Source organism: Undibacter mobilis (assembly GCF_003367195.1).
Taxonomy (GTDB): Bacteria; Pseudomonadota; Alphaproteobacteria; order Rhizobiales; family Xanthobacteraceae; genus Pseudolabrys; species Pseudolabrys mobilis.
The window spans coordinates 586,392-609,308 of sequence record NZ_QRGO01000002.1 but is presented as its reverse complement, the minus strand read 5'-3'; the positions used below and the strand labels follow the sequence as shown (position 1 = coordinate 609,308).

The 22,917-nt window shown below is 64.0% G+C and carries 23 protein-coding genes and 1 tRNA gene; 8 read left to right on the top strand and 16 right to left on the bottom strand.

Annotation, left to right across the window (positions count from 1 at the left end; translation table 11 throughout):
• Positions 1-19: 19 nt before the first annotated feature.
• Genes DXH78_RS17120 through ygfZ form a run of 4 tightly spaced genes read right to left on the bottom strand, consistent with a single transcriptional unit; the run spans position 20 to position 2,746 of the window.
• The gene (locus DXH78_RS17120; protein ID WP_115518424.1) at positions 20-526 is read right to left on the bottom strand and encodes a tyrosine phosphatase family protein; all 507 of its coding nucleotides are present in this window, start codon (positions 524-526) and stop codon (positions 20-22) included.
• 6 nt (positions 527-532) lie between these two features.
• A complete protein-coding gene (locus DXH78_RS17115; protein WP_115518423.1) occupies positions 533-1,180 on the bottom strand; it encodes a YfbR-like 5'-deoxynucleotidase in 648 nt (215 codons plus the stop codon).
• Positions 1,177-1,812, bottom strand: coding sequence for a DNA-3-methyladenine glycosylase I (locus tag DXH78_RS17110; RefSeq protein ID WP_115518422.1), 636 nt, complete (start codon positions 1,810-1,812; stop codon positions 1,177-1,179). The genes DXH78_RS17115 and DXH78_RS17110 overlap by 4 nt, the downstream gene beginning before the upstream one ends.
• A gap of 43 nt (positions 1,813-1,855) precedes the next feature.
• Positions 1,856-2,746 carry a CAF17-like 4Fe-4S cluster assembly/insertion protein YgfZ gene (ygfZ, locus tag DXH78_RS17105; RefSeq protein ID WP_115518544.1) on the bottom strand — a complete coding sequence of 297 codons (891 nt, stop codon included), beginning with the start codon at positions 2,744-2,746 and terminating at the stop codon, positions 1,856-1,858.
• Between the two features lie 134 nt (positions 2,747-2,880).
• On the opposite strand from ygfZ, the gene DXH78_RS17100 reads away from it, so the two are divergent.
• Entirely contained in the window at positions 2,881-4,218 is a 1,338-nt protein-coding gene (locus tag DXH78_RS17100; protein WP_115518421.1) for a dihydroorotase, read from the top strand.
• A 145-nt stretch (positions 4,219-4,363) separates the two neighbouring features.
• Positions 4,364-5,101 carry a response regulator gene (locus DXH78_RS17095; RefSeq protein WP_168192876.1) on the top strand — a complete coding sequence of 246 codons (738 nt, stop codon included), beginning with the start codon at positions 4,364-4,366 and terminating at the stop codon, positions 5,099-5,101.
• Positions 5,102-5,145: 44 nt separating this feature from the next.
• Here the strand turns inward: DXH78_RS17095 and DXH78_RS17090 are convergent, their stop codons facing one another.
• The 4 genes from DXH78_RS17090 to DXH78_RS17075 form a co-directional block, all read right to left on the bottom strand.
• Positions 5,146-5,412, bottom strand: coding sequence for a hypothetical protein (locus tag DXH78_RS17090; RefSeq protein ID WP_115518419.1), 267 nt, complete (start codon positions 5,410-5,412; stop codon positions 5,146-5,148).
• Between the two features lie 167 nt (positions 5,413-5,579).
• Positions 5,580-5,987, bottom strand: coding sequence for a TIGR02301 family protein (locus tag DXH78_RS17085; RefSeq protein ID WP_115518418.1), 408 nt, complete (start codon positions 5,985-5,987; stop codon positions 5,580-5,582).
• An 84-nt stretch (positions 5,988-6,071) separates the two neighbouring features.
• Positions 6,072-6,521, bottom strand: a complete 450-nt coding sequence (locus DXH78_RS17080; protein WP_115518417.1) for an NUDIX hydrolase — start codon at positions 6,519-6,521, stop codon at positions 6,072-6,074.
• 28 nt (positions 6,522-6,549) lie between these two features.
• Positions 6,550-7,065, bottom strand: a complete 516-nt coding sequence (locus DXH78_RS17075) for a hypothetical protein (protein WP_245416914.1) — start codon at positions 7,063-7,065, stop codon at positions 6,550-6,552.
• Between the two features lie 90 nt (positions 7,066-7,155).
• Between DXH78_RS17075 and DXH78_RS17070 the strand changes: the two genes are divergently transcribed.
• Positions 7,156-7,914: an SOS response-associated peptidase gene (locus DXH78_RS17070; RefSeq protein WP_115518415.1), complete on the top strand. Its 759-nt coding sequence runs from the start codon at positions 7,156-7,158 to the stop codon at positions 7,912-7,914.
• Here DXH78_RS17070 and DXH78_RS17065 read toward each other — a convergent pair.
• The 3 genes from DXH78_RS17065 to DXH78_RS17055 are packed head-to-tail and all read right to left on the bottom strand — an operon-like array spanning position 7,911 to position 10,787.
• The gene (locus tag DXH78_RS17065) at positions 7,911-8,339 is read right to left on the bottom strand and encodes a GNAT family acetyltransferase (RefSeq protein ID WP_115518414.1); all 429 of its coding nucleotides are present in this window, start codon (positions 8,337-8,339) and stop codon (positions 7,911-7,913) included. The two genes, DXH78_RS17070 and DXH78_RS17065, sit on opposite strands and share 4 nt — an antisense overlap.
• Before the next feature lie 8 nt (positions 8,340-8,347).
• Positions 8,348-9,784, bottom strand: coding sequence for an FAD-binding oxidoreductase (locus tag DXH78_RS17060; RefSeq protein ID WP_168192875.1), 1,437 nt, complete (start codon positions 9,782-9,784; stop codon positions 8,348-8,350).
• A gap of 28 nt (positions 9,785-9,812) precedes the next feature.
• Positions 9,813-10,787 carry an L-threonylcarbamoyladenylate synthase gene (locus DXH78_RS17055; RefSeq protein ID WP_115518413.1) on the bottom strand — a complete coding sequence of 325 codons (975 nt, stop codon included), beginning with the start codon at positions 10,785-10,787 and terminating at the stop codon, positions 9,813-9,815.
• A gap of 101 nt (positions 10,788-10,888) precedes the next feature.
• Between DXH78_RS17055 and DXH78_RS17050 the strand changes: the two genes are divergently transcribed.
• Positions 10,889-10,965, top strand: a tRNA-Pro gene (locus tag DXH78_RS17050).
• Between the two features lie 44 nt (positions 10,966-11,009).
• Here DXH78_RS17050 and DXH78_RS17045 read toward each other — a convergent pair.
• From DXH78_RS17045 to DXH78_RS17035, 3 genes are read right to left on the bottom strand one after another with little or no spacing between them, the layout of a single operon-like run.
• Positions 11,010-11,957 carry a DMT family transporter gene (locus DXH78_RS17045; RefSeq protein ID WP_115518412.1) on the bottom strand — a complete coding sequence of 316 codons (948 nt, stop codon included), beginning with the start codon at positions 11,955-11,957 and terminating at the stop codon, positions 11,010-11,012.
• The gene (locus tag DXH78_RS17040; protein WP_430727504.1) at positions 11,954-12,685 is read right to left on the bottom strand and encodes a FadR/GntR family transcriptional regulator; all 732 of its coding nucleotides are present in this window, start codon (positions 12,683-12,685) and stop codon (positions 11,954-11,956) included. Before DXH78_RS17040 ends, DXH78_RS17045 begins: the two co-directional genes overlap by 4 nt.
• 16 nt (positions 12,686-12,701) lie before the next feature.
• A complete protein-coding gene (locus DXH78_RS17035) occupies positions 12,702-13,412 on the bottom strand; it encodes a ribonuclease activity regulator RraA (RefSeq protein ID WP_115518411.1) in 711 nt (236 codons plus the stop codon).
• Between the two features lie 194 nt (positions 13,413-13,606).
• Between DXH78_RS17035 and DXH78_RS17030 the strand changes: the two genes are divergently transcribed.
• From DXH78_RS17030 to DXH78_RS17015, 4 genes are all read left to right on the top strand, one after another.
• Entirely contained in the window at positions 13,607-14,557 is a 951-nt protein-coding gene (locus tag DXH78_RS17030; RefSeq protein WP_115518410.1) for a TAXI family TRAP transporter solute-binding subunit, read from the top strand.
• Between the two features lie 65 nt (positions 14,558-14,622).
• Positions 14,623-16,536, top strand: coding sequence for a TRAP transporter permease (locus DXH78_RS17025; RefSeq protein WP_115518409.1), 1,914 nt, complete (start codon positions 14,623-14,625; stop codon positions 16,534-16,536).
• Positions 16,537-16,558: 22 nt separating this feature from the next.
• Positions 16,559-18,286, top strand: a complete 1,728-nt coding sequence (gene araD / locus DXH78_RS17020) for an L-arabinonate dehydratase (protein WP_115518408.1) — start codon at positions 16,559-16,561, stop codon at positions 18,284-18,286.
• 96 nt (positions 18,287-18,382) lie between these two features.
• On the top strand, positions 18,383-19,297 hold the full coding sequence (locus tag DXH78_RS17015) for an MBL fold metallo-hydrolase (RefSeq protein WP_245416911.1): 915 nt from the start codon (positions 18,383-18,385) through the stop codon (positions 19,295-19,297).
• Between the two features lie 56 nt (positions 19,298-19,353).
• Here the strand turns inward: DXH78_RS17015 and DXH78_RS17010 are convergent, their stop codons facing one another.
• Together DXH78_RS17010 and DXH78_RS17005 are read right to left on the bottom strand one after the other, a co-directional pair.
• Positions 19,354-20,193, bottom strand: a complete 840-nt coding sequence (locus tag DXH78_RS17010; RefSeq protein WP_168192874.1) for a DUF1499 domain-containing protein — start codon at positions 20,191-20,193, stop codon at positions 19,354-19,356.
• 118 nt (positions 20,194-20,311) lie between these two features.
• Positions 20,312-22,639 carry a putative bifunctional diguanylate cyclase/phosphodiesterase gene (locus tag DXH78_RS17005; RefSeq protein ID WP_115518406.1) on the bottom strand — a complete coding sequence of 776 codons (2,328 nt, stop codon included), beginning with the start codon at positions 22,637-22,639 and terminating at the stop codon, positions 20,312-20,314.
• Between the last annotated feature and the right edge of the window lie 278 nt (positions 22,640-22,917).

The window sequence follows — 22,917 nt, the reverse complement described above, 5'->3', positions numbered from 1 at the left end:
GGTGAAGTCCCCGGTGGTGCTAGCCGATATCGAGGCGGAACGGATGGCCTTGCATCGCCTCGGTGCCGCGGCCGAGCGCTTCGACGGCGCGCACCATGCGGCCGTCGCGCTTGAGCACCTCGTCGGCGATGGCGACAATGCGCTTGTTGGGCATGGCGGTCGGCGAAGACGCACGGATGGTGCGCGCGATGTCGGCCTCGTCGCGCTGCGGATTGATCGCGCAGGCGGCGGTGAAGGCCGCCGCCGTCGAGCGGCTGATGCCGGCAAAGCAATGCACCACCATCGGCGCCGAACGATCCCAGCGCCGCGCGAAGTCGACAAGACGCACTACATGATCCGCAGCCGGAACGGTGCAGCCTTCCTCCGGATCGCAGATGTCGTCGACGGCAAGAATGAGATGATTGCCGGCGGCAATATGCGCCGGCCGCGTCACCCGGTCGGTGAGGCGGAGCAGGGTGACGATGTGCTGGGCCTTGGTCTCTTCGACCGTCTGGTACAGCAGCGCAAGGGAGCAGACATGGATCATGACAGGCTATTTAGGCTGGCGCGGCGGCGCTGAAAAGCCGGGGCCGAGCAGTTTTCCCACCCGCTCGGCAAAGCGCTTGGCGGCGGTCGACGCCGGCCAGGGCGTGAGGTAGTCGCGTTCGATGGCAGCGGAAAAAGTCGGCGGCGGGCCGAAGAACTTGCGCGCCTCAGTGTCCGCAAAGCCGGCAAGCCTCGTGGCTTCGAGAAAGGCGGCGTGCCGGTCGGCGGCCTTGATGGTCTTGACCCAGGCGTTGGGCAATTCGGCCGGCAGGCCGAAATGCAGATGGATGGCAGCGAGCAGCCGGTTCTCGACTTTCTTGTAGCTGTCGCCGATCACCGCCTTGAACGGCGAGATCATGTCACCGATGACGTATTCGGCGGCGTCGTGCAGCAGGATGGCGAGGCGGAGCTTGTCGTCGAGACTCGGCGACTTGGCACGCGCCAGCGCCTCGACCAGCAGCACATGCTGCGCCACGGAGAAGATATGCGCGCCTTTGGTCTGGCCGTTCCAGCGTGCGACGCGCGCCAGCCCGTGCGCGATGTCTTCGAGTTCGACATCGAATGGAGAGGGGTCGAGCAGGTCGAGCCGGCGGCCCGACAGCATGCGCTGCCAGGCGCGCGGCGCTTTACCGGCTGCGGCAGGCGCCTTGCTCATTTCTTCTTTTTCTTCTTGGCGTGCTTGGCCGCGAGCTTGTTGCACTCGGCGTGGCACCAGCACGTGACTTCGTGATCGTTGACCATGCCGACCGCCTGCATGAAGGCATAGACGATGGTCGGGCCGACGAATTTGAAGCCGTGGCCGATGAGCTGCTTCGACATCGCCTTCGATGTCGGCGTTTCGGCGGGGGCGGATTGGCCGGCGCGCATTTTGTTGTCGAGCGGCTTGCCGCCGACATGGTCCCACAGCATCGCGGAGAAACCGGGGCCGCTCTCCATGATCTTGAGGTAGCCGCGCGCCGACAGGATCGCGCCCTCGATCTTGGCGCGGTTGCGCACAATGCCGGCATCCTGCATCAGGCGTTCGACTTTTTTCGGCGTGTAGCGCGCGATCTTCTCAGGCTCGAAGTCGTCGAAGGCTTTGCGGAAATTGTCGCGCTTGCGCAAGATCGTGATCCACGCCAGCCCGGCCTGGAAACCGTCGAGGATCAGCTTCTCGAACAGCGCGCGGTCGTCCCATTCGGGCACGCCCCATTCCTCGTCGTGATAGGCGACGTAGAGCGGGTCTTCCTTGGGCCAGCCGCAGCGCTTCAAGCCGTCGGCATGCAGAATCGTCTTCGGGATCGGCATGGGGAAGATATAGCGCCTCGCGCGTGGACTGTCGCGTCGCGGTTCACTCCGCCGCTTTGGCCTCGCCGGGAAATGCGAAGCGCGCCCAGTCCGGCTTGACCACACGCAAGGCGACGCCGCCCGACACCAGCGGCGTGCCGGCGGCCATTGCGTCGCCGACACGGTCGAGCCGCAGCAGCGCCAGGCCGCGGCCATCGAGGGCCGAGCCCATCATGCCGACCTGTTTGTCGCCGGCCATCACTTCGAGGCCCTGCATCGGCGCATTGTCCTCATAGGCGACGGGCACGACGCGGCTGCGGGCTGTCGCGCGGTGTTCGACGCGCGAGACGACTTCCTGGCCGATGTAACAGCCTTTGTCGAAATCGACACCGTCGAGCTGGTCCATGTCGGCTTCGTGCGGGAACGTGTCGCCATAGGTGAAGTCGTGGCCGCCGCGCGGCACGCCGAGCGCGATGCGGTGCGTCTCATAAGCCTCTGCATCGGCGAGGCTTGCGCCGAGATCGGCAGCGGCTTCGGCCGCGACGTCCGGCGGCAGGATCACGCGACAGCCAAGCGCCGGCAGGCGCGGGTCGGGATAAGTGAGGCCGTAGTCGCTCGTTCCGGTGCCGCTCCAGACCGCCATGACGCCGAGCCGGTCGGACAGGTCCTCGATGGTCACCTTGGCGCGCAATTTGTAGAAATTGAGCTTCTGGGCGAGTGCCGGGGCGAGCGCCTTCGGCGCGTCGAGGTAGAAGCCGCCGCCATCCTCGGCCGCCGCCTCCGTGACGAGAAAATCGGCGATGATCTTGCCTTGCGGCGTCAGCAGGGCGGCAAAGCGCGCGGCGCCCGGGCCGACTTTGCCGACATCGCTGGTGACGATGCCGTTGAGGAAGCCGCGGGCGGCCTCGCCGGAAACCTTGATGACGCCCCGATCGGGTAGCAAAGCTGCCTGCATGGTGCGGAAAATCCCCGGAATCGCCTCTGGAAACGCGAGGTCCGTCATATCAGAAACGGTCTTGCCAGAAACGTTCGGTAAACGTAAGCGCTGACCGGCAATCCTCAAGCCCGGCGGAAAGGCCGCGCCCCCTCATGGCTGAAACCTTCGACCTCATCCTCAAGGGCGGCACCGTCGTCAACCAGGACGGCGAGGGCGTGCGCGATGTCGGCATCCGTGACGGCCGCTTCGCCGCCATCGGCGATCTCGGCTTTGCCGCGGCCGGAGAGGTCATCGACTGCCGCGGCCTGCACGTCCTGCCCGGGGTGATGGACACCCACGTCCATTTCCGCGAGCCGGGGCTGACGCAGAAGGAAGACCTCGAAACCGGCTCGCGCGGTGCCGTGCTCGGCGGCGTGACGCTGACCTTCGAGATGCCGAACACCATCCCGACCACGACCGATGCCGCGGCGCTCGCCGACAAGGTCAGCCGGGCTCATCATCGCATGCATTGCGACTTCGGCTTCTATGTCGGCGCCACGCGCGAGAATACGAAAGATCTCGCCGAGCTGGAGCGGCTGCCCGGCGCCTGCGCCATCAAGGTGTTCGCCGGCTCGTCCACCGGATCGCTGCTGATCGAGGATGACGACGGCATCCGCGCGGTGCTCAAGAACGTCAATCGCCGCGTGGCGTTTCATTCCGAGGACGAATATCGCCTGCGCGAGCGCATGAGTTTCCGCATCGACAACGATCCGCGCTCGCACCCGGTGTGGCGCGACGCGCAGGCGGCGCTGATGTGTACGCAGCGTCTGGTGCGGCTGGCGCGCGAGACCGGCAAGCGCATTCACGTCCTGCACGTCACGACGAAAGACGAAGCGGAATTCCTCGCCGGCCACAAAGACGTCGCCTCCGCCGAAGTAACGCCGGCGCATGTCACGCTCACCGCGCCGGATTGTTACGAGCGGCTCGGCACCTTGGCGCAGCTCAATCCGCCGGTGCGCGACGCTATGCACAAGGCGGGGCTGTGGCATGCTCTGCAGCAGGGGATCATTGACACCTGCGGTTCCGATCACTCCCCGCATACGCGCGAGGAAAAGGCGCATCCTTATCCGAAGGCGCATTCCGGTATGCCGGGCGTGCAGACTTTGGTGCCGCTGATGCTCGATCACGTCAATGCCGGCCGTCTTACCCTGCAGCGGTTCGTCGATCTCACCAGCGCCGGTCCTGCCCGTATTTTCGGTATTGCCGGCAAAGGTCGCATTGCCGTTGGTTATGACGCGGATGTTACAGTCGTCGACATGAAACGGCGCGAAACCATCACGGAGAGCTGGATCGCCTCGCGCGCCGGCTGGTCGCCTTACACCGGTGTGAGTGTCAAGGGCTGGCCGATCGGCACCTTCGTGCGCGGCCGGCAGGTGATGTGGGACGGCACGATTGTGACAGCCTCCAGCGGTGAGTCCGTCCGCTTTCTTGAGACGCTGGCGCCAGCCTGACGGAATTATAATTTTTTAAACATCGCTTTTCGAAGAAATAAGCTGGTATCGGGTTGCCAACGCGATGCGACCCTGATTAACGGTATGCGCGTGTCGTGCTTTGGGGAGTGCGGCGCGTTCGGCATCAATGGGCGCGGGGGCACCCATGAATCATGAGTTCGTTTCGCTCAACATGATGTTGATCGGGTTCGCCGGTTCCGAATTGGAACTCTGGCGGCAGGGCGTCGCTTTGGCCAGCATCCCGGTCGATTTGTCGGTTTATGACACCGCCCCCGGTATCGCGGCCCTGGCGCAGGGCGGCGTTGATATCTGCGTGCTGGACGGCGGCTTGCCGGACGCGGTGAAGCAGGCGGCGCTGGCCTCGACCAAGGCGTTGCGCTCGAGGCCCTATCTGTTTGTCCGTGCCGCGCGCGGCGCCGCGATGCCGGCCGGCATGACCGGCATGCTGACAAAGCCCGTCGATGTGGCCGACGCCCATCGCCTGGTTGAATTGTGCGTCCGCACCAAGCTGCCGACCCGCGCGCTCGTCGTCGACGATTCCAGCACAATGCGCGGCATTGTCCGCAAGATTTTATCGGCCTGCCGCTTCCAGCTCGAACTGCACGAATCGGAGGAGGGGTTGGCGGCGCTCGAACGCCTGCGCCGGGAGCCGTTCGATCTGGTGTTCCTCGACTACAACATGCCGGGCTTCGACGGCTGCGAGATTCTGTCGGAGATCAAACGAGAGGTGCCGCAGGTTGCCGTCGTGATGATGACAGCGACGGTTGACACCGAAGTGGCCGATCGCGCCGCGGCGCTCGGGGCGCTGGGTTTCCTGCGCAAGCCGTTCTATCCCGCCGATATCGATCGCTTGCTCGACCGCTTTTACGGCTTCGCCGTCTGAGAGACGGCAAGCGAGCGGTCAGGTGCGATGGGGGCAGGCGCCGGTTACTGGCGCGGCAGATCGACGGAAAATTCGCCGTTGCGGATGCGGGAGGCAAGACCTTCGGTGAAGGTGGCCGCCGCTTCCTCGCCATAGGTCGAGACGAATTCGGCCAGCGCGGTGAACAGGCAGGCCTGCGCCAGGCAGTCGCCATCGACGCCGTCCAGGCGCGCTTCCGCCCAGGCCTCGTTCAAATAGCTCAGCGCCACGCGCTTCTGCTCGTGATCCGGCACCGGCTCGCGCATGTGCGTTGAACGCTCTGGAGTGGTCATACTTACCTTCGTCCCCAGTCGCCCGGATACGGGCGACAGTCCCAAAACTCGCCGGGACCCTACCACGGGCCTGTCGCGGCCATAGCCCACACCTAAAGGAAAGGTTAATGGCTGTGCGCAAATGTGAATAGTGCCGGTTCCGGCCGAAACTGCGGTGCCGGACGCTTCTAGTTGGCGTAACGCGCGGTGATCTCGCGGGCGATTTTGGCGCCTTCATCGAGATAGCGGCGGATCGCCAGATCGGCGGCCGGCGTGCAGGTGCGGTAGGTCTGCTCGAAGCCGCGATAGCCGCGATTGAAGCGCGCCACGATCTGGCGGCGGCGCTCGCCTCCGGGCGCTTCGCTGTCGATCAGGGCCTGCATTTCATTGCGCCATTTCTGGCCTTCTTTCGAGCCGCAGATCGTACGCAGATACTGCAGCGAGCCCAGGATTTCGGCGAGGCGCTGCAGATCGGCGTCGTAAGGCGCGGGCACGGAATCCTGCACGGGCGCCGCCGCGGGCGGCGCCGATTGCGCCTGCGCCGGCAGGGCGGCGAAAGCGGTCAGGACAAAGGCTGCGGCAATTCGTCGAAACAAGAGCGGATCTCGGTGGCGTTGCGTTCGTCATATGCGCCGGCGCGGCGGCATCCGCAAGGCGGCCGTTCCGCCCGCCGGCGGCTATTAATCCTGATGCGCGCCGTCGATCAGGCCGACGGCGGCGGTCACGATCTCGATGAGGCGGTCGGTGGTCTTCAGCCCGGCGAATTCATGCGGTGCCAGCCAGCGCGCATCGTCGAGTTCGTCGTTGAGCCGGATCTCGCCATCCAGCAGCCGCGCGGCAAAGCACAGGATGACGAAGTGCCGTTCGACGCGGCCTTCCTTGTCCCGCATGATGGCTTCGCGATGGCCGGCCAGCGCCACCGGCTCGATCGCAAGGGCTGTCTCCTCACGGATTTCGCGGATCGTTGCCTCGAACAGCGTTTCGCCCGCTTCGACCACGCCGCCCGGCATGGTGTAGAGCTCGATCGCCGGTTTGCGGGCGCGGCGCACCGCGAGCACCTTGCCGTCGTGGACGATCGCCGCGGAGACGGCGAGGAAGGGACGTTGCGGGTAGGCGCGGGGATCGATCATCGGCCCATCGTTCGGCACACCCGCTGTCCTAACCGATCATCCGGTCGACGGCGGATTGCGGCGTGCCGTCGGCGCCGATCGTACGCTGGCCGTTGATGACGGCGCCGGCCTGCGCGGCCAGCAGCTTGAGCCAGGCGGCCGTTCGCTCGGCAATGTTGGCGGACAGCCGCGCATTCGGTTCGTTATCGATGGCCTTGCGGGCGTGCTCGACCAGTGTGGTCATGGTCTCGGTGACAGCATCGAGCATGTCGCGCGCCGCCGGATCGGCGTTCTCATAAGCGGTGATAGCGCGGTCGCGGCCGGCAAAACCCGATTGGCGAAAATGGTCGCAATAGCTCATCGGTGTCCAGGCGCGCAGGTCGTCGCGGCACTCGGGACAGGCCGGGAGCATTTCGAGAAGCATGATCGCTTCATTGAAGTGGTTGAGGTAATCGGTGGCCAGGCCGGTGACAGGATTAATATGGGCAATTGTCGCTGGTTCGGCGGCGCGCGGCGCAGGCGCGTCTTGCTCGTCCAAAGTGGCGCTGAACTGGGCCCGAAACAAGGAATTTCCCCGACCATTCTCCGATTCAAGTTTGTTATATTATCCCAAGTTAAGACGCGCTTAAGCGTGTTGCTTTTACAGGTTCAGACGATGTGCGGGCGCTACACGCTCACGGCCTCGCCGCAGGCCATACGCGATCTTTTTCGGTATGCGGAACAGCCGAACTTCCCGCCGCGCTATAACATCGCGCCGACGCAACCGATTGCAGTCGTCTGCCTCGTGAATAGGCAACGGCAATTCGTCTTGATGCGCTGGGGCTTGCTGCCGTCCTGGGTGAAGGATCCCAAGGCCTTCTCGCTGATCGTCAACGCGCGCGGCGAAAGCGTTATCGACAAACCTTCGTTCCGCGCTGCGATGAAACGACGCCGTTGCCTGATACCAGCGGACGGTTTCTACGAATGGAGGGCTGGCGGCCCCCGCAAGCAGCCTTATTTTATCCACGCCAGATCCGGCGCGCCGCTGGCCTTCGCCGGATTGTGGGAAACCTGGACCGGTCCCAATGGCGAGGAACTGGATACGGTGACGATCGTCACCACCGAGGCCAACAGCACCGTGCGCCCGTTGCATGACCGCATGCCGGTGATCGTGCCGCCCGAGGCTTTCGGCCTGTGGCTCGACACCGACAATGTCGATGCGGCAACTGCATCGTCGCTGATCATGCCGGCGCCCGACGATCTGCTCGAGGTGTGGCCGGTTTCGACCGACGTCAATCGCGTTGCCAACGACAATGCGCAACTGATCGAACGAGTTGCCGAAAGCACGGAGCCGGCGCCATCGCCAAAGGTTGCGGCAGCGAAGAAGTCGAAGGCCACCAAACCGAAGGACGACGGGCAGGGCGTGTTGTTTTAAGGCGTCGGCTCACGGCCATCGAGCCAGCGCGCCATCACGGTGCGGGGCTGGTCGAAGTAGCCGAGCGTTTCGTAGAATTTCTGCACGCCGGTATTGTCCCGCCGCACCATCAGCATCGCCTTGACGATGCCGCGCTCGACAAGCCACCGCTCGGCGGCTTCGACGATGTTGCGGCCATAGCCGTGCTTCTGCATCTCCGGCGCCACCGACAGATAATAGAACCAGCCGCGGTGGCCGTCGTGGCCGACCATCACCGAGGCGACGACTTTGCCGTCGTTGCGGCCGACCAGAATGGCTGAGTTCGGTCCCTTGCGGGCAAAGTCGATGTCGGTGCGTGGATCGTTCCACGGCCGCGTCAGGCCGCAGGCGAGCCACAGCGCGACCACGGCGTCGATATCGGCGTCGGTTGCTTCGTCGATGATCATGTCGCTTATCACAGAACCTTGCCGGGATTGAGGATGCCGTTCGGATCGAACGACTTCTTCAGGTCGCGCATCAAGGCCAGCGCCACCGGGTCCTTTACCTTCGCCAAAGTGTCGCGTTTGAGCTTGCCGATGCCATGCTCGGCCGAGAACGAGCCGTTGAGCTTGAGCACGATCTTGTCGACCACGGCGTTGACGTCCTTCCACCGTGCGAGAAACTCCGCCTTGTCGGCGCCGACCGGCTGGCTGACATTGAAATGCATGTTGCCGTCGCCGACATGGCCGAACGGCACCGGCCGTGAGCCGGGGATGAGCTTGACGACGGCTTCGGACGCCTCGGCGATAAATTGCGGCACGGCGGCGACCGGTACGGAAATGTCGTGCTTGATCGAACCGCCTTCGGGCTTTTGCACTTCGGTAAGCGTGTGGCGCATGTGCCAGAACGCCTTGGCCTGGTCCATATTTGCCGCAAGCGTCGCGTCGCCGACGATGCCTTGCTCGATGGCTTCCGCCAGGAATTCCTCGACATTGTCGCGCAGCCCTTCGGCCTGCTGCGACGACACTTCCATCAGCACATACCATGGATGCGGCCCGGCCAGCGGGTCGCGCACATTGTGGCCGTGCTTCAACGCGAATTCGAGGATGCCGCGGATCATCAGTTCGAAACCGGTGACCGTGCCGCCAATGCGCGACTGCGCAAGGTTGAGCAGCTTCACCGCGGCGTCCGGCGACGGCAAGCCGATGAAGGCCGTTTCGATGGCGCGCGGCTGCGGAAACAGCTTCACCACCGCCGTGGTGATGATGCCGAGCGTGCCTTCGGCCCCGACGAAGATGTGGCGCAGGTCGTAACCGGTGTTGTCCTTCTTGAGTTTGCGCAGCAGGTTCATGACGCGGCCATCGGCGAGCACGACCTCGACGCCAACCATCAGTTCACGCGCAATGCCATAAGCCAGCGCGCCGGTGCCGCCGGCATTGGACGACAGGTTGCCGCCGATGGTGCAGCTTCCCTCCGAGCCGAGCGACAGCGGAAACAGGCGGCCTGCGGCGTGCGCGGCCTCCTGCGCCTTTTGCAGCACGACGCCGGCCTCGAGGGTCATGGTGTTCGACTCGGAATCGATTTCGCGAATCTTGTCGAGCCGCGACAGCGATAGGATGATCTCGCCGTCGAACGGAATCTGGCCGCCGACGAGGCCGGTGTTGCCACCCTGCGGCACGATCGCGGTGCGCGTCTCGTTGGCAAGCTTGAGGATCGCCGCGACTTCCGCCGTGTTGGCGGGTTTCAGCATCATCGCGGTGTGGCCGTGATAGAGGCCGCGGCCTTCGATCAGATGCGGCGCCAGCACGTCGGGGTCGGTGATTGCGTATTTGTCGCCGACGATCGCCTTAAAGCGCGCCATCAGCTCGGGCGCTGGTGCAAGACGCATCGGGTGTTCGGTCGGCGCATTCATTGGCGGCATGTCCTCGTCGGTTTTCTTCTTATGCTTTGGGCGCCGCTGCCCGCGCAAGCCGGTCGTTGATTGCCTCGCCGAGGCCCTCGTTCGGCACCGGCATCACCGCGATGGCGGCAACGCCGGCAGTATCGAGCCGGCGCAGATGCGAAAACAGCTTGGCTGCCGCTTCGACCAGGTCGCCGGTCGGCGACAGATTGAGCGTCACGCCGGAGAAGGGCGGCGCCGGCCCGAAGGCGAGCAGAGCTTCGTCCGCGCGCGGTTCGCGCACATTGAGCCGCACCGCGGCCTTGGGGGCGTAATGCGAGGCCAGCATCCCCGGCGCCAGTGGCGCCTCCTCATCGACGGCGCGGTCGGGCGCCTTGAGCGGACGGCCGAGCACGCGCTCGATATCGGCGCGCGGCAGGCCGCCGGGCCGCAGCAAGGTCGGCTCCCCGAGCAGGGCGACAATGGTCGACTCGACGCCGACCGGGCAGGGGCCGTCGTCGAGGATGAGGTCAATACGGCCGCGCAGATCGGCGAGGACGTGTTTGGCGTCGGTCGGCGAGACATGGCCGGAGCGATTGGCCGACGGCGCCACCACCGGCTTGCCGAAGGCCTCCAGCAGCGCCCGGGCAGTGCGCTGCGCCGGCACCCGCAGCGCAATACTGTCCAGCCCGGCCGTCGCCAAATCCGACACCGGGCAGTTCGGCTGTTTGGGCAGCACCAAAGTCAGGGGGCCGGGCCAGAAGGCCGTGGCCAGCCGCTCGGCGTCCGGGTTGAAGCAGGCCAGCCGGCGGGCGGCGTCGAGGCCGGTGACGTGGGAAATCAGCGGGTTGAAGGCCGGCCGGCCCTTGGCCGCATAGAGCCGTGCCACGGCCTCGCCCTGGGTGGCGTCGGCGCCGAGGCCGTAAACCGTCTCGGTCGGGAACGCGACCAGCCCGCCGGCCGTGAGGCAGGCGCTGGCGGTCTCGATGGTTGCCGGATCGGCCGGCAGGACCCGCGTTTGCGGTTCGGCATTCATGTCGTGGGTTTCCCCGATTTTCCCGTCGTGGGTTTCCCCGATTCATGACCGAGGGTCATGCTTGCGGTTTTAGCCGGGGGGGTTATAAGGCCCGCCACAGTCGGAGTGTAGCGCAGTCTGGTAGCGCACCTCGTTCGGGACGAGGGGGTCGCAGGTTCAAATCCTGCCACTCCGACCAGTTTTTCCCTCAAAACCTGACCGAAAACGGCCGTTCGCCGCACTTTACGCCGTCTTCGCCGGCGTCTTGCCCTTGCGCGATGCCAGCCAGACGCCGCCGATGATCAGGGCGAAGCCGACGATATGGAACGGGTACAGGTGTTCGCCGAGCACGCTGGTGGCGATGATCGCGGTGAACACCGGGATGAGATGCAGGAAAGGACCGGCGCGATTGGCGCCGATCAGCTCGATGCCGCGGTTCCACAGGGCGTAGGCGGCAAAGCCTGGGAAAAACGAGACATAAGCCAAGGTGCCGAAGGTGAGCCAGTTCGCCTTGAGCTCGAAGCCGGCCGCCCACTCCCACACCGCAAAGGGCAGCGTGACAATCGTCGACAGGGCAGCGAGCATGAACAGCATATTCAGCGGCTGAATCTTCGGCGACAACCGTAGAGACGTCGAATACAGCGCGAACACCAGCATCGTAAAGAGTGTGATCAGGTCGCCGGTATTGAACGACAAGGCGCGCAGGTTTGTCAGTTCACCATGGGTGACGATCGCGATCACACCTAGCGAAGACACCACAATGCCGGCGAGCTGCACGCGCGTCACGTGGTCGCGAAACGCCACCGCGCTGACGATGACGATAAGCACCGGCACCAGGGAATTGAGCACGGACACGTTGAGCGCGTTGGTGTGCTGCAGCCCGATATACTGGAGGCCGGTGAATAGCGCGCCGCCGCTGAACGCCAGCCAGAACACGATTTTCCAATGCGCGGCAATCACCGGCCAATCCAGCCTGAAACGTTCCCGCACAAACGGCCACAACAGGACCGTCGGTACAAACCAGCGTACGACGGCGATGGTGAGCGGCGGCACTTCGCCGCTCGCGGCCCGGCCAATGACGTGATTGCCGGACCAGAACAGCGAGGTGAGCGCGAGCAGGAGGTACGGGTTGTTGGCAAGCCGGAGCGCGCGTTCGGTCGGCGACGCCGAAGGCGGCGATTGGGTGGTCACTCCGTCACGCCCTCGAACATGCGCCGGCGCGCATTGGCGATGTGATGCTGCATGGCGTCGCTAGCCGCTTCCGGGTCGCGAGCCTCAATAGCTTTGAGAATGGCGCGATGTTCATCCTGGACCAGTCGCACCCGCTCGGCGGGGCGCAGCATCGACAGATTTCGATTTACGTTCATGCCATACCGGATATGCGGTTGCATAGAGGTCTGCATCGAAACGTAATAAGGGTTGTGCGTTGCACGCGCGACTGCGGTGTGAAAGCGTTCGTCGGCTTCGGCGCCGAGTTCCACGTTCTTGATCGCCTGTTCCAGCGCAGCGAAGGCGGCGCGGATTTCTTTGAGATCGGCGTCTTCCCAGCGTTCGGCGGCGAGCGCCGCGGCGGAGCCTTCCAGCCCATGGCGGAATTCGAAACAGCGCTGGATGTCGTCGATCGAGCCGCCCGGGGAGAGTTTCAATACGGCGACGTCAGGCCGGCGCTTCACATAGCTGCCGGAGCCTTGCCTTGAAACGATAACGCCATCGTCGCGCAGCCGCGCCAGCGCCTCGCGCACCACCGGACGAGAGGCGCCGAAGCGCGTCGCCAGATCGGTTTCGGAAGGCAGCCGCGCATTCACCGGAAAATCGCCGCTGACAATGAGTTCGAAGATGCGCTGATAGATGAGGGCGCTGCGTTTCGCCTCGCTCCAGCCGGAGCCGGATGCCGCGATCGCCGATGGGGAGCGGTTCAGCGCCACCTCATGCTCCCTATCGCTTCTTGGTCGCACGCCAGCGTGCGAAATCCTCTTTCGCTTCCGGCGATGGCGGATAGATGCCGAAGATGCTCTTGCCGGCCATTACCTGCTCCTGAACGTAGTCTTCGAAAACAGTCTGTTCGAAAGCCTCGTCGGCCACGTCGTCGGCAATGTTGGCGGGGATCACAACGACACCTTCGGCGTCGCCGACAACGATGTCGCCGGGATAGACTGCAACTTCGCCGCAGGCAATCGGTACATTGAGGTCGACGGCGTGGTGTTTGATGAGGTTAGTCGGTGCCGCCGGTTGGGCATGATAAGCGGGGAACGGCATGGCGGCGATTTCCGGCGTGTCGCGAAAGCCGCCGTCGCTGACGATGCCGGCACAGCCGCGCTTCCACAGTCGCGTGAGCAGGATGTTGCCAGCCGAGGCGGCGGACGGATTGCGTCGGCTGTCGATCATGAAGACGGCGCCGGCCGGACATTCCTCGACGCCCTTGCGTTGCGGATGGCTGCGGTCTTCGAATACGCCGAGATGGTCAAGATCCTCGCGCGCCGGAATGTAGCGCAGTGTGTAGGCGGGCCCGACCATGTTTGGCTTGTCGCCGGCGTTGATGCGACAAATGCCGCCGATGAAGGTGTTGCGGAAACCGCGCTTGAACAGCACCGTCGTTAGCGTGGCGGTCGAAACCGCCATCAGCTTGTTTTTCGTTGTTTCCCGCATGGCATCCCCCGGCGTTTGTTTCCTCGTTTGATCTCACACTTGGTCCGGTAGACCCAATGTTGTCAAGAGTTGTAAAATCCTCTTGTGCGATGACCCGCCCGCCCAGTAAGGTCGCGGCTCAGGGATAATGAAGCCGCCATAAAGGCGGCTCGCAAAAGCCGGCGCGCACAAGCGCGGGCGTGGAGGAGACAACAATGAAGAACTCTTTCTCTATTCTTGCGACCGTGGTCGGCGTGTCTCTCAGTCTCGCCGTTCCGGCTGCCGCCGTTGACCTCAAGCTGATGACCGGCCCGCAGGGCGGCGTCTGGGTGCCGCTCGGCGGCCAGCTCAAGGACATGTGGGAAAAGGCCGTGCCGGGCCTCAATGTGCAGTCGCTGCCGGGTGCCGGCATCGCCAATGTCCGCGGCGTCGATGAAGGCAAGGCCGATGTCGGCTTCGGCAACTCGATCTCGACCGTCGACGGTCTCAAGGGCACCGCGCCGTTCCCCAAGCCGACGACCAATGTCTGCAACGTCGCGACGCTCTATCCGCAGTATTACCAGCTCGTCGTCTCCGCCGACTCCGGCGTGAAATCGGTCAAGGACCTCAAGGGCAAGGGCGTGACCACGCAGCAGCGCGGTAACACCGGCGAGCTCATCACCGGCCAGCTTCTGAAGGTCAACGGCCTCTCGTACAACGACGTCAAGATGAGTTTCGTGTCGTACACCGACTCGGTGACGCAGATGCAGGATGGCCACGCCGTCGCCTTCGGTCTCGGCACCACGATCCCGTCGGGCGCCGTGATGGATCTCGCTGCCGCGCGTCCGGTTACGATCCTCGACCTCTCCGACCAACTCGCCGAGATGCGCAAGCTCAATCCCGGCTATACGCTGGTCAGCATTCCGAAGGGCACCTATCCGAAGCAGGACAATGAGGTGAAGGTGATCGGCTATGCGACGCACATCGTAGCGTCGTGCAAGCTGCCCGCCGACATGGTCTATGCCATGACCAAGGCGATGGCCGACAACATCGTGTCCATGGCCTCGGTCAACAAGTCGATGTCGGGCCTGACGCCGAAGGCGATGGCCGAGGATATCGGCGTACCGTTCCATCCCGGCGCCGCCAAGTACTACAAGGAAGCCGGCATCACGGTTGCCACCAACTAAGAGCGAGGGCGCCGGCCGCTCGTCGAGCGGCCGGCGTTCTTATTTCCGGGCCGAGAGGGGGCGGTATGCAGATCGACACCAGCTATCGCGGGCTTCTGCGGATTGTCCTCTATGCCATCGCCATCGCGATGGCGTTTTACCACATCTGGGCCATCGCCTTCGGCTCGCCGGAAGCGGTGCTGTTCCGCGCGACGCACTTGCTGTTCGCGCTGGTGCTGGTGTTCCTGCTGTTTCGTTTCGGATCCAAGACCGAGGATATGGAGCTCGCGCAGGGCGCGCAGGTCGAGGCTAGGCTGTCGCTGCCGGCGCTGTTCGACTACGTGCTGATCGCGGTCTCCGCCGCGCCGATCCTCTATCTGTTCCTCAACTACGATTACATCGTCAATCGCATCTTCTACATCGACGACCTGTCGCCTATGGACATGATCATGGGCGTCATCATGACGCTGGTCGTGCTTGAGGCGACCCGGCGCGTCATCGGCTGGGCGTTGCCGGTGACGGCGATCGTGTTTCTTGTCTATGGGCTGTTCATCGCCCGGCTCGAGCCGATGCGCCTGCTCGATCAGCTTTACATGACCACCGAAGGCATCTTCGGCATTCCGCTGTCGGTGTCGGCGGGCTACGTCCTGATTTTCGTGCTGTTCGGCTCGTTCATGGAGCGCACCGGTACCGGGCAATTGTTCATGGATTTCGCCATGGCCCTCACCGGAAGACAGGCCGGCGGTCCGGGCAAGGTGTCAGTGGTGTCGTCCAGCCTGTTCGGCACCATTTCCGGCAGCGCCGTCGCCAACGTGATGGTTGACGGGCCGATCTCGATTCCGCTCATGAAGCGTTCCGGCTTCCCGGCGCACTTCGCCGCCGGCGTCGAGGCGACCGCTTCCACCGGCGGGCAGATCATGCCGCCGATCATGGGCGCGGCCGCTTTCGTCATGGCCGAGTTTCTCGCCGTATCCTATGGCCAGGTGGTGATCTGGGCCATCATTCCGGCGATCCTCTACTACGTCGCGTGTTTCGCGGCCGTGCATTTCGAGGCCAAGCGCCGCGGTCTCCTTGGGCTGCCGCGCTCCGAACTGCCGCGGCTTGGCGAGACATTGCGTGTTCGTGGCCACCTGTTCATCCCAGTGATCCTCATTCTCGTCGTCATGTATTCGGGATACAGCGCGCCGCTCGCCGCGCTGGTCGGCACGCTCGCCTGCTTTCCGGTCGCGGCGTTGCGCAAGACGACCCGCGGCTATGTCAACGTGAAGAATGTGCTCGACGCGTTTGTCGATGGCGCGCGCAACGCGCTCGGTGTCGCCACCGCCTGCGCTTGCGCCGGCATCGTCATCGGCGTGGTGACACTGTCGGGCGCCGGCATTGTCTTCACGCAGTTCGTCACCCATCTGTCCGAGCATACGCTGTTGCTGGCGCTCATCATGACCATGTGCGCGGGCATCATCCTTGGCATGGGCATGCCGACGACGCCGGCCTATATCATCATGACCGCGCTGCTGGTGCCGGCGATCATCAAGCTCGGCGTCATTCCGCCGGCGGCGCATATGTTCGCGCTGTACTTCGCCGTGCTGTCCGCAATCACGCCGCCGGTGGCGCTGGCGGTGTTCGCCGCGGCGGGCATCGCCAAGGCGGATCTCTGGCAGTCCGGCTGGGCCGCGGTGAAGATCGGCGCCGCCGGTTTCGTCGTTCCTTTTATGCTGGTCTACGAGCCGGCCTTGCTAATGATCGGCGACTGGCCGACGATTTTCGGGGCTTTCCTGACCTCGTCCTTCGGCATCCTGATGTTTGCCGGCGGTCTGCACGGCTATTTCGTCACCGCGACAACGACATGGCAGCGGGCCTTGCTCATTGTTGGCGGGCTGCTATTGATCAAACCCGGTCTGGAGACCGACCTCGTCGGCGGCCTGATCGCGGCGGTGGTTATCGCCACTCAGATCGTCGCGCGCCGCAACGCCCCGCAACCGGCGCCAGCAAAATCCACATGAGATCGTTCAAGAAGTAACAGACATGCCTTCCAAGAAGCGTCCTGAAGATCTGCGCAGCCATCGCTGGCTGGGCGTTACCGATCTGCGTTCGTTTGGCCACCGCTCGCGGTTGCGCCAGGTCGGCTACGACACCGGCGACTGGGCGGGCAAGCCGGTCATCGGCATCATCAATACTTGGAGCGATATCAATCCGTGCCACGTCCATCTGCGCACCCGCGCCGAGGAAGTGAAGCGCGGTGTGCTGCAGGCCGGCGGCTTCCCGATCGAACTGCCGGCGCTGTCGCTGTCGGAATCCTTCGTTAAGCCGACGACGATGCTCTACCGCAACCTGCTGGCGATGGAAGTCGAGGAATTATTGCGCAGCCATCCAATCGACGGCGCCGTGCTGCTGGGAGGCTGCGACAAGACCACGCCCGGCTTGCTGATGGGCGCGATCAGCATGAATGTGCCGGCGATCTTCATGCCGGCCGGGCCGATGCTGCGCGGCAACTGGCACGGCGAGGTGTTGGGTTCGGGTTCGGACACCTGGAAATACTGGGACGAGAAGCGTGCCGGCAAGATCACCGAAGCGCAGTGGGAAGAGATCGAAGGTGGCATTGCGCGCTCCTTCGGCACCTGCATGACCATGGGCACCGCCGCGACCATGATGGCGGTCGCCGAGGCGCTCGGCTTCACGCTGCCCGGCGTGTCGTCAATTCCGGCGCCGGATTCGAACCATCCGCGGGCCGCCAAGGAAAGTGGCCGCCGCATTGTCGAGATGGTGTGGGAAGATCTCAAGCCTTCCGACATCATGAGCAAGGAAGCGGTCGACAATGCCATCAAGGTTCACATGGCGATGGCCGGTTCGACCAACTGCATCATCCATCTCATCGCCATTGCCCGCCGCGCCGGCATTCCGCTGGAGATGAGCCGCTTCGACGAGTTGTCGCGCGAAGTACCGGTCATCGTCAATGTGCGGCCGTCCGGTGCTTATCTGATGGAAGACTTCTTCTATGCAGGGGGCCTGCGCGGCCTGATGAGCCAGCTGCGCAGCGTGCTCGATCTGTCGGCGATGACGGTCACCGGCAAGTCGGTCGGTGCCAATATCGAGGGCGCCGAGGTTTACAAACCGGACGTCATCAAATCCCTGAACGATCCTGTGTCGCGCGACGGCGCCACCGCGGTGCTCACCGGCAATCTTGCACCGCGCGGCTGCGTGATGAAGCCGTCAGCGGCCGAAAAGCGGCTGCACAAGCACCGCGGCAAGGTCATCGCCTTCGAGGATTACAACCACATGGCCCGTGAAGTGGAGCGCGACGATCTCGACGTCACTGCTGACCACATCCTCGTCTTGAAGAACTCCGGCCCGCAGGGTGGCCCCGGCATGCCGGAATGGGGCATGCTGCCGATCCCGAAGAAGCTGGTGAAGCAAGGCGTGCGCGACATGGTGCGCATTTCGGACGCGCGCATGAGCGGAACCTCCTACGGTGCCTGCATCCTGCACGTCGCGCCGGAGAGTTTCGTCGGAGGGCCGCTCGCCTTTGTGCAGACCGGCGACGAGATCGAGATCGACATCCCGGCGCGGAAGATTCACCTGCATGTGTCGGACGAGGAACTGGCGCGCCGCAAGGCGGCCTGGAAAAAGCCGGCGCCGAAATATCCACGCGGCTACGGCGCGCTGTTTTCCGACCATATCGGCCAGGCCGACGACGGCTGCGATTTCGATTTCCTCAGCCGTCCGGGGCAGGTGCCGGAGCCGGAAATTCATTAGGCGGTCGCGCTACGGCGGTGCCACCTGTGCAATGGCCGGCCTTGTGCCGGCCATTCCGCTTCGCTAGGCATCGTGCGGCAACGCGACAGGTGCTCTTTGGCCGACGATATCCCCTTCAATAAGACCCTCGATCTGGCTCCCGATACGGTGGACGAGGTGGCGCCCGGCGTGCGCCGGGTTATGGCCAACAATCCCGGGCCGTTCACCTTCAAGGGCACCGTCAGCTACATCATCGGCAAGGGCAAAGTCGCTATCATCGATCCCGGCCCGGACGATCCGGCCCATGTCGCCGCGCTGCTCGATGCGGTGCGGGGCGAGACCGTGACGCATATCTTCGTGACCCACACCCATCGCGATCATTCGCCGGCTGTGCCGGCGATCAAGCATGCCACCGGCGCGACCGTTTACGCCGAAGGCATCCATCGCGCCGCGCGGCCGCTGCATATCGGCGAACTCAACCCGCTCGATTCATCGGGCGATCGCGATTTCGTGCCGGACATTTGTTTGAAGGACGGCGAAGTTGTCGAAGGCGATGGCTGGGCCGTCGAAGCCGTGACGACGCCGGGACACTGCGCCAATCATATGGCTTTCGCGCTCAAAGGCGAGAATTCGCTGTTCGTCGGCGATCATGTCATGGCCTGGGCGACATCGATCGTCGCGCCACCGGATGGTGCCATGAGCGACTACATGATGTCGCTGCGTAAACTGGCCGCCCGCCCCGAGCAGCTTTATTTTCCGGGGCATGGTCCGGCGATCCCCGAGGCCGTGCGCTTCGTGAATTACTACATCCTGCATCGCCTTGCCCGCGAACAGTCGATCCTGCATCGGCTCTCCAAGGGTGCTGCCGATATTCCGACCATCGTGCGTGCGATCTATATCGGGCTTGACCCGCGGCTCACGGGCGCCGCTGGCCTGTCGGTGCTGGCGCATATGGAAGATCTGGTGGCGCGCAACGCCGTCGAAACCGATGGCTTGCCCGCCATTGATGGCGTGTTCAGGCTCGTTGGCTAGCCCATGATCCCAACAAGCGGGAACCGGGTTTCGAACAAGATCAGGCGCAAGAACTTCTAAGAGCGCTTCGGTGTCCGTCGTGGCGCCGGCTTCTGGTCTTCCGGCCGGGGCTCGGGGCGCGGTTCCGGTGCATTGCTCACCGCCTCGTCGATTTCTTCCAGAAGCGAGCGCAGCCGCGCCGCATTGGTGCCGAGATCGGGAATTGAGACGCGCGAGGCCGAGCGCAGATCGATGCGTGAGCCGTTGCCCGCCGGCGAGATGCGAATGGTAACGTCTTCGCGGAAGCCCATGACCAGCGACCGCGCCGTGGTCTCGATGGTCCCCTCGCGTCGCGGGCCGGTCGGTGCTTGCGCGGCGGCAATCGGCCATTTGTGTTTGTTGATGAGGGTCAGCACCACGTCATAGGTGTTGCGCGGCGGCAGATCGACCTGCAGAGGGACAATGTCGCCATAGGCGGCTCGCTGGAGCTGAGCGGTCTGCCCGCCGGGATAGGCCACATGACCCGGCGGCCGCTGCGGCGCCAGCGCGACAAAGCGTGGCGGGTTCACGGTATCGGTCGATATGTCGTTGATCGGGGGCAGCTTGAAGGCGCGCTGGGCCAGATAGGCCGGATAAGCCAGCAACAACAGGCTCAGAAACAGTCCGCGCAGGGCCCGGCCGAGGCCTGCGCCCCCCGTTCGCCAGATCGCGATAAAGGCGATCAGGGCAAACAGGATAGAGACGCCGGCAAATGCCAGCGCCGCGCCGAAGGTTGCCAGTGCCGGCCCGAATTCAAACGCCCCCGTTGTCAGGATCAGCGCCGAGAGCCCGGCGACGGCCAAGGCGAAAAGCGACAGCCGCGACGACCAAACGGCCCAAGGCGACAGGTCTTCTTCGATATAGAGGCGGCGCGCCACGGCAGCTTCCCGTCCGGCCGGCGCCTGGACGCGGCCTTCATGCAATCCGATAATGCAGAAGGGATAAAGCGAACGGCGCCGCCGCGCAATGTCGCCGGGATCCGCGGGCGCCGCCGTGTCAGGCGACCCGGCGGATGGCGATGATCGGCTTGTCCAGCCGGGACCGGATGTCGTCCGCCGGCATCGGCTTGCCGAACAGATAGCCCTGGCCTTCATGGCAGCCCTGCGAGCGTACCAGATTCATCTGCTCTTCGGTCTCGATGCCTTCGGCAACCACGGTCTTGTCGAGGCCGGCCCCCAAGCTTGCCACCGCGCCGATGATCGCGCGCGCGTCGCGGCCGTCGCCGAGATCGGTGATGAATGAGCGGTCGATCTTGATCTTCTGGAACGGGAATTTGCGCAGGTAATTCAGCGACGAATAACCGGTGCCGAAATCGTCCAGCGACAGGCTGACGCCGAGAGCGTGTAACTGATGCATGGTATCGAGCGTGTTGTCGTTGTCTTCCAGCAGCAGCCGTTCGGTTACTTCCAGTTCCAGACGCTGGGCCGACAGCCCGGACTTTGCCAGCGCCGCGACCACCTGGAGGCCGAGGCCCTCGTCGCGGAATTGCACCGGTGACAGGTTCACCGCGACGCGGACTTCGCGTGGCCAGCTCGATGCGTCGGCGCAGGCGCGGTTCAGCGCCCATTCGCCCAGCGCGATGATCAGTCCCGTTTCTTCCGCCACGGGTATGAACACCGCCGGCGGAATGTTGCCGCGCACCGGATGAGTCCAACGCAACAGCGCTTCGCAGGTCGTGACGCGGCCGGTGTGCAGATCGACGAGCGGCTGATAGTGCAGCTGGAATTGATCGAGCGCGATGGCTTCGCGCAAGTCGAGTTCGAGTGAGCGCCGCTCCTGCGCGGCGTCTTCCATCTCGATGGCAAAGAACCGATGGTTGCCGCCGCCATTGCTCTTGGCTGCATAGAGCGCCATGTCGGCCTTCTTGATCAGTTCGTCGGCATCGACGCCATCGTGCGGCGCCATGGCAATACCGATCGAGGCGCCGACATCGATGCGATGGCCGGCGATGTGGAACGGCTCTTTCAAGGCCTTGGCGATGCGTGAGGCGAGCGCGTGTGCGGCGCGCTGGCGCGGCGTGTTGGTCTGAAGAATGACGAATTCATCGCCGCCGAACCGCGTGATCATATCGCCGGGTCGGACAAGGGCGGTCAGACGCGCCGCGACTTCCTTGAGCAGCAGGTCGCCGATCGGGTGACCGAGCGTATCATTGACGGTCTTGAAGCGGTCGAGATCGATAAGATGGATGGCGAGGTGATTGGCGCGATCCTTCACCGCAGCCAGCATGTCGCCGATGCGCTCGCGGAACTGGGTGCGATTGGCCAATCCTGTCAGTTCGTCGAAGCGCGCGAGCCGCGCGATTTTCTCCTGCGCATTGTTGCGCTCGGTCACGTCTTCGAAAATCACGACCGAGCCGCCGTCCGGCATCATGCGACGGGAGATGGCGAGGGTGCGTGAACCATCGAGCGACACCTGGAACTGGTCGAAGTTGTCCTGGCGCAGGCCGTTGACCAGGTCGTGGACCACCAGCTTGACGCTGTCGGAATTATGATTGCGGGCGCGCAGGCTGTGCCGAACGATCTGGGAAATGCGCATACCGACCCGAACGGACGCGTTCTGCAGATGCAGGAGCTCGAGGAAGCGCTCGTTCCAGACCTGAAGGCGATCCCGCGCGTCGAGCATACACAGGCCGTGCGACATGTTGTTGAGTGCGGCGTCGAAGCGGTTGGCCTGCTCCTCGAAGCGGGCGGCGAGCGCCGCTTCCTTGCGGGTCATGATCAGTGCCTGAAAGATGACGTCGCGGATGCCGAGCGTGATGTCCATCATGCCGTAGATAAACAGCAGGCCGACAAAGCCGAGGACCTTGTGGGTCCAGTCGGGATAGATCAGCAGCCCAACCACGATCGGCAGCATTACCAGCGTGAATTGGCCACCGGCGATAAAGGGCCGGCCGGCGTTGCGGCCGGCGATGGCCGCGGCGTAACCGGTTGCGGTCGTAACCACTGCCATCTGCAGCGCGGAATTATCGGTTTGCGTCAGGGTCAGCCAGCACAGCAGGCCGAGCAGGGCGGAAAAGCCCCAAGCGCCGTATTCATAGGCGGCTTCCCAGAATCTGACATGACGGACGGCCAGTTTCTTGGATCGCCGATAGTACAGCGCCGACACCACCCTCAACGCGCCTACGGCCAGAATAGCGGCCGAGGTCAGCATGATTTGCTGGTTGTTCAGGTTCCACGCGACCAGCATGCCGATGATCGAGCAATTGATCGCACCGATAGCGAGTGAAGCAATCGGTGCAAACAAAGACTCGACCAATGCCGCGCGAACTTCGTTCGGCAGCTCGGCATCGGCGCGGCGAATTTGCATCAACTGCTTGAAGAGCATGGTGCTGGGCGCGGCTTCCTCGGATGTGGAAAGGTTAGCTGCTGAAAATCAACACCGAGCAAACGTATTCAACTGCCGTTGGACGTGCTTAAGAAACGTCAACTGAGCCAGCTCAAATCATGCTCAATTTATTCCGATTCGGCGACCGGTGGATGGCCTGGAACTGCGTTTAACGCTGTCCAGTCATCGTTTTTTACAGCATCCGCTTTGTCACGTCGGGTTGCTAAGGCGTGTTCTGCCCGCCTTTGGAACCCACAAGGGTCGAATTGGTAATCGGG

Excerpts from the sequence above, each read along its gene's own strand:
- DXH78_RS17035 (WP_115518411.1), bottom strand. The coding sequence starts at position 13,412 with ATGCGGGAAACAACGAAAAACAAGCTGATGGCGGTTTCGACCGCCACG.
- araD (WP_115518408.1), top strand. The coding sequence starts at position 16,559 with ATGCCTTCCAAGAAGCGTCCTGAAGATCTGCGCAGCCATCGCTGGCTG.
- DXH78_RS17090 (WP_115518419.1), bottom strand. The coding sequence starts at position 5,412 with ATGACCACTCCAGAGCGTTCAACGCACATGCGCGAGCCGGTGCCGGAT.
- DXH78_RS17080 (WP_115518417.1), bottom strand. The coding sequence starts at position 6,521 with ATGATCGATCCCCGCGCCTACCCGCAACGTCCCTTCCTCGCCGTCTCC.
- DXH78_RS17110 (WP_115518422.1), bottom strand. The coding sequence starts at position 1,812 with ATGCCGATCCCGAAGACGATTCTGCATGCCGACGGCTTGAAGCGCTGC.
- DXH78_RS17005 (WP_115518406.1), bottom strand. The coding sequence starts at position 22,639 with ATGCTCTTCAAGCAGTTGATGCAAATTCGCCGCGCCGATGCCGAGCTG.
- ygfZ (WP_115518544.1), bottom strand. The coding sequence starts at position 2,746 with ATGCAGGCAGCTTTGCTACCCGATCGGGGCGTCATCAAGGTTTCCGGC.
- DXH78_RS17100 (WP_115518421.1), top strand. The coding sequence starts at position 2,881 with ATGGCTGAAACCTTCGACCTCATCCTCAAGGGCGGCACCGTCGTCAAC.
- DXH78_RS17030 (WP_115518410.1), top strand. The coding sequence starts at position 13,607 with ATGAAGAACTCTTTCTCTATTCTTGCGACCGTGGTCGGCGTGTCTCTC.
- DXH78_RS17095 (WP_168192876.1), top strand. The coding sequence starts at position 4,364 with ATGAATCATGAGTTCGTTTCGCTCAACATGATGTTGATCGGGTTCGCC.
- DXH78_RS17060 (WP_168192875.1), bottom strand. The coding sequence starts at position 9,784 with ATGAATGCGCCGACCGAACACCCGATGCGTCTTGCACCAGCGCCCGAG.
- DXH78_RS17070 (WP_115518415.1), top strand. The coding sequence starts at position 7,156 with ATGTGCGGGCGCTACACGCTCACGGCCTCGCCGCAGGCCATACGCGAT.
- DXH78_RS17025 (WP_115518409.1), top strand. The coding sequence starts at position 14,623 with ATGCAGATCGACACCAGCTATCGCGGGCTTCTGCGGATTGTCCTCTAT.
- DXH78_RS17115 (WP_115518423.1), bottom strand. The coding sequence starts at position 1,180 with ATGAGCAAGGCGCCTGCCGCAGCCGGTAAAGCGCCGCGCGCCTGGCAG.
- DXH78_RS17120 (WP_115518424.1), bottom strand. The coding sequence starts at position 526 with ATGATCCATGTCTGCTCCCTTGCGCTGCTGTACCAGACGGTCGAAGAG.
- DXH78_RS17055 (WP_115518413.1), bottom strand. The coding sequence starts at position 10,787 with ATGAATGCCGAACCGCAAACGCGGGTCCTGCCGGCCGATCCGGCAACC.
- DXH78_RS17065 (WP_115518414.1), bottom strand. The coding sequence starts at position 8,339 with ATGATCATCGACGAAGCAACCGACGCCGATATCGACGCCGTGGTCGCG.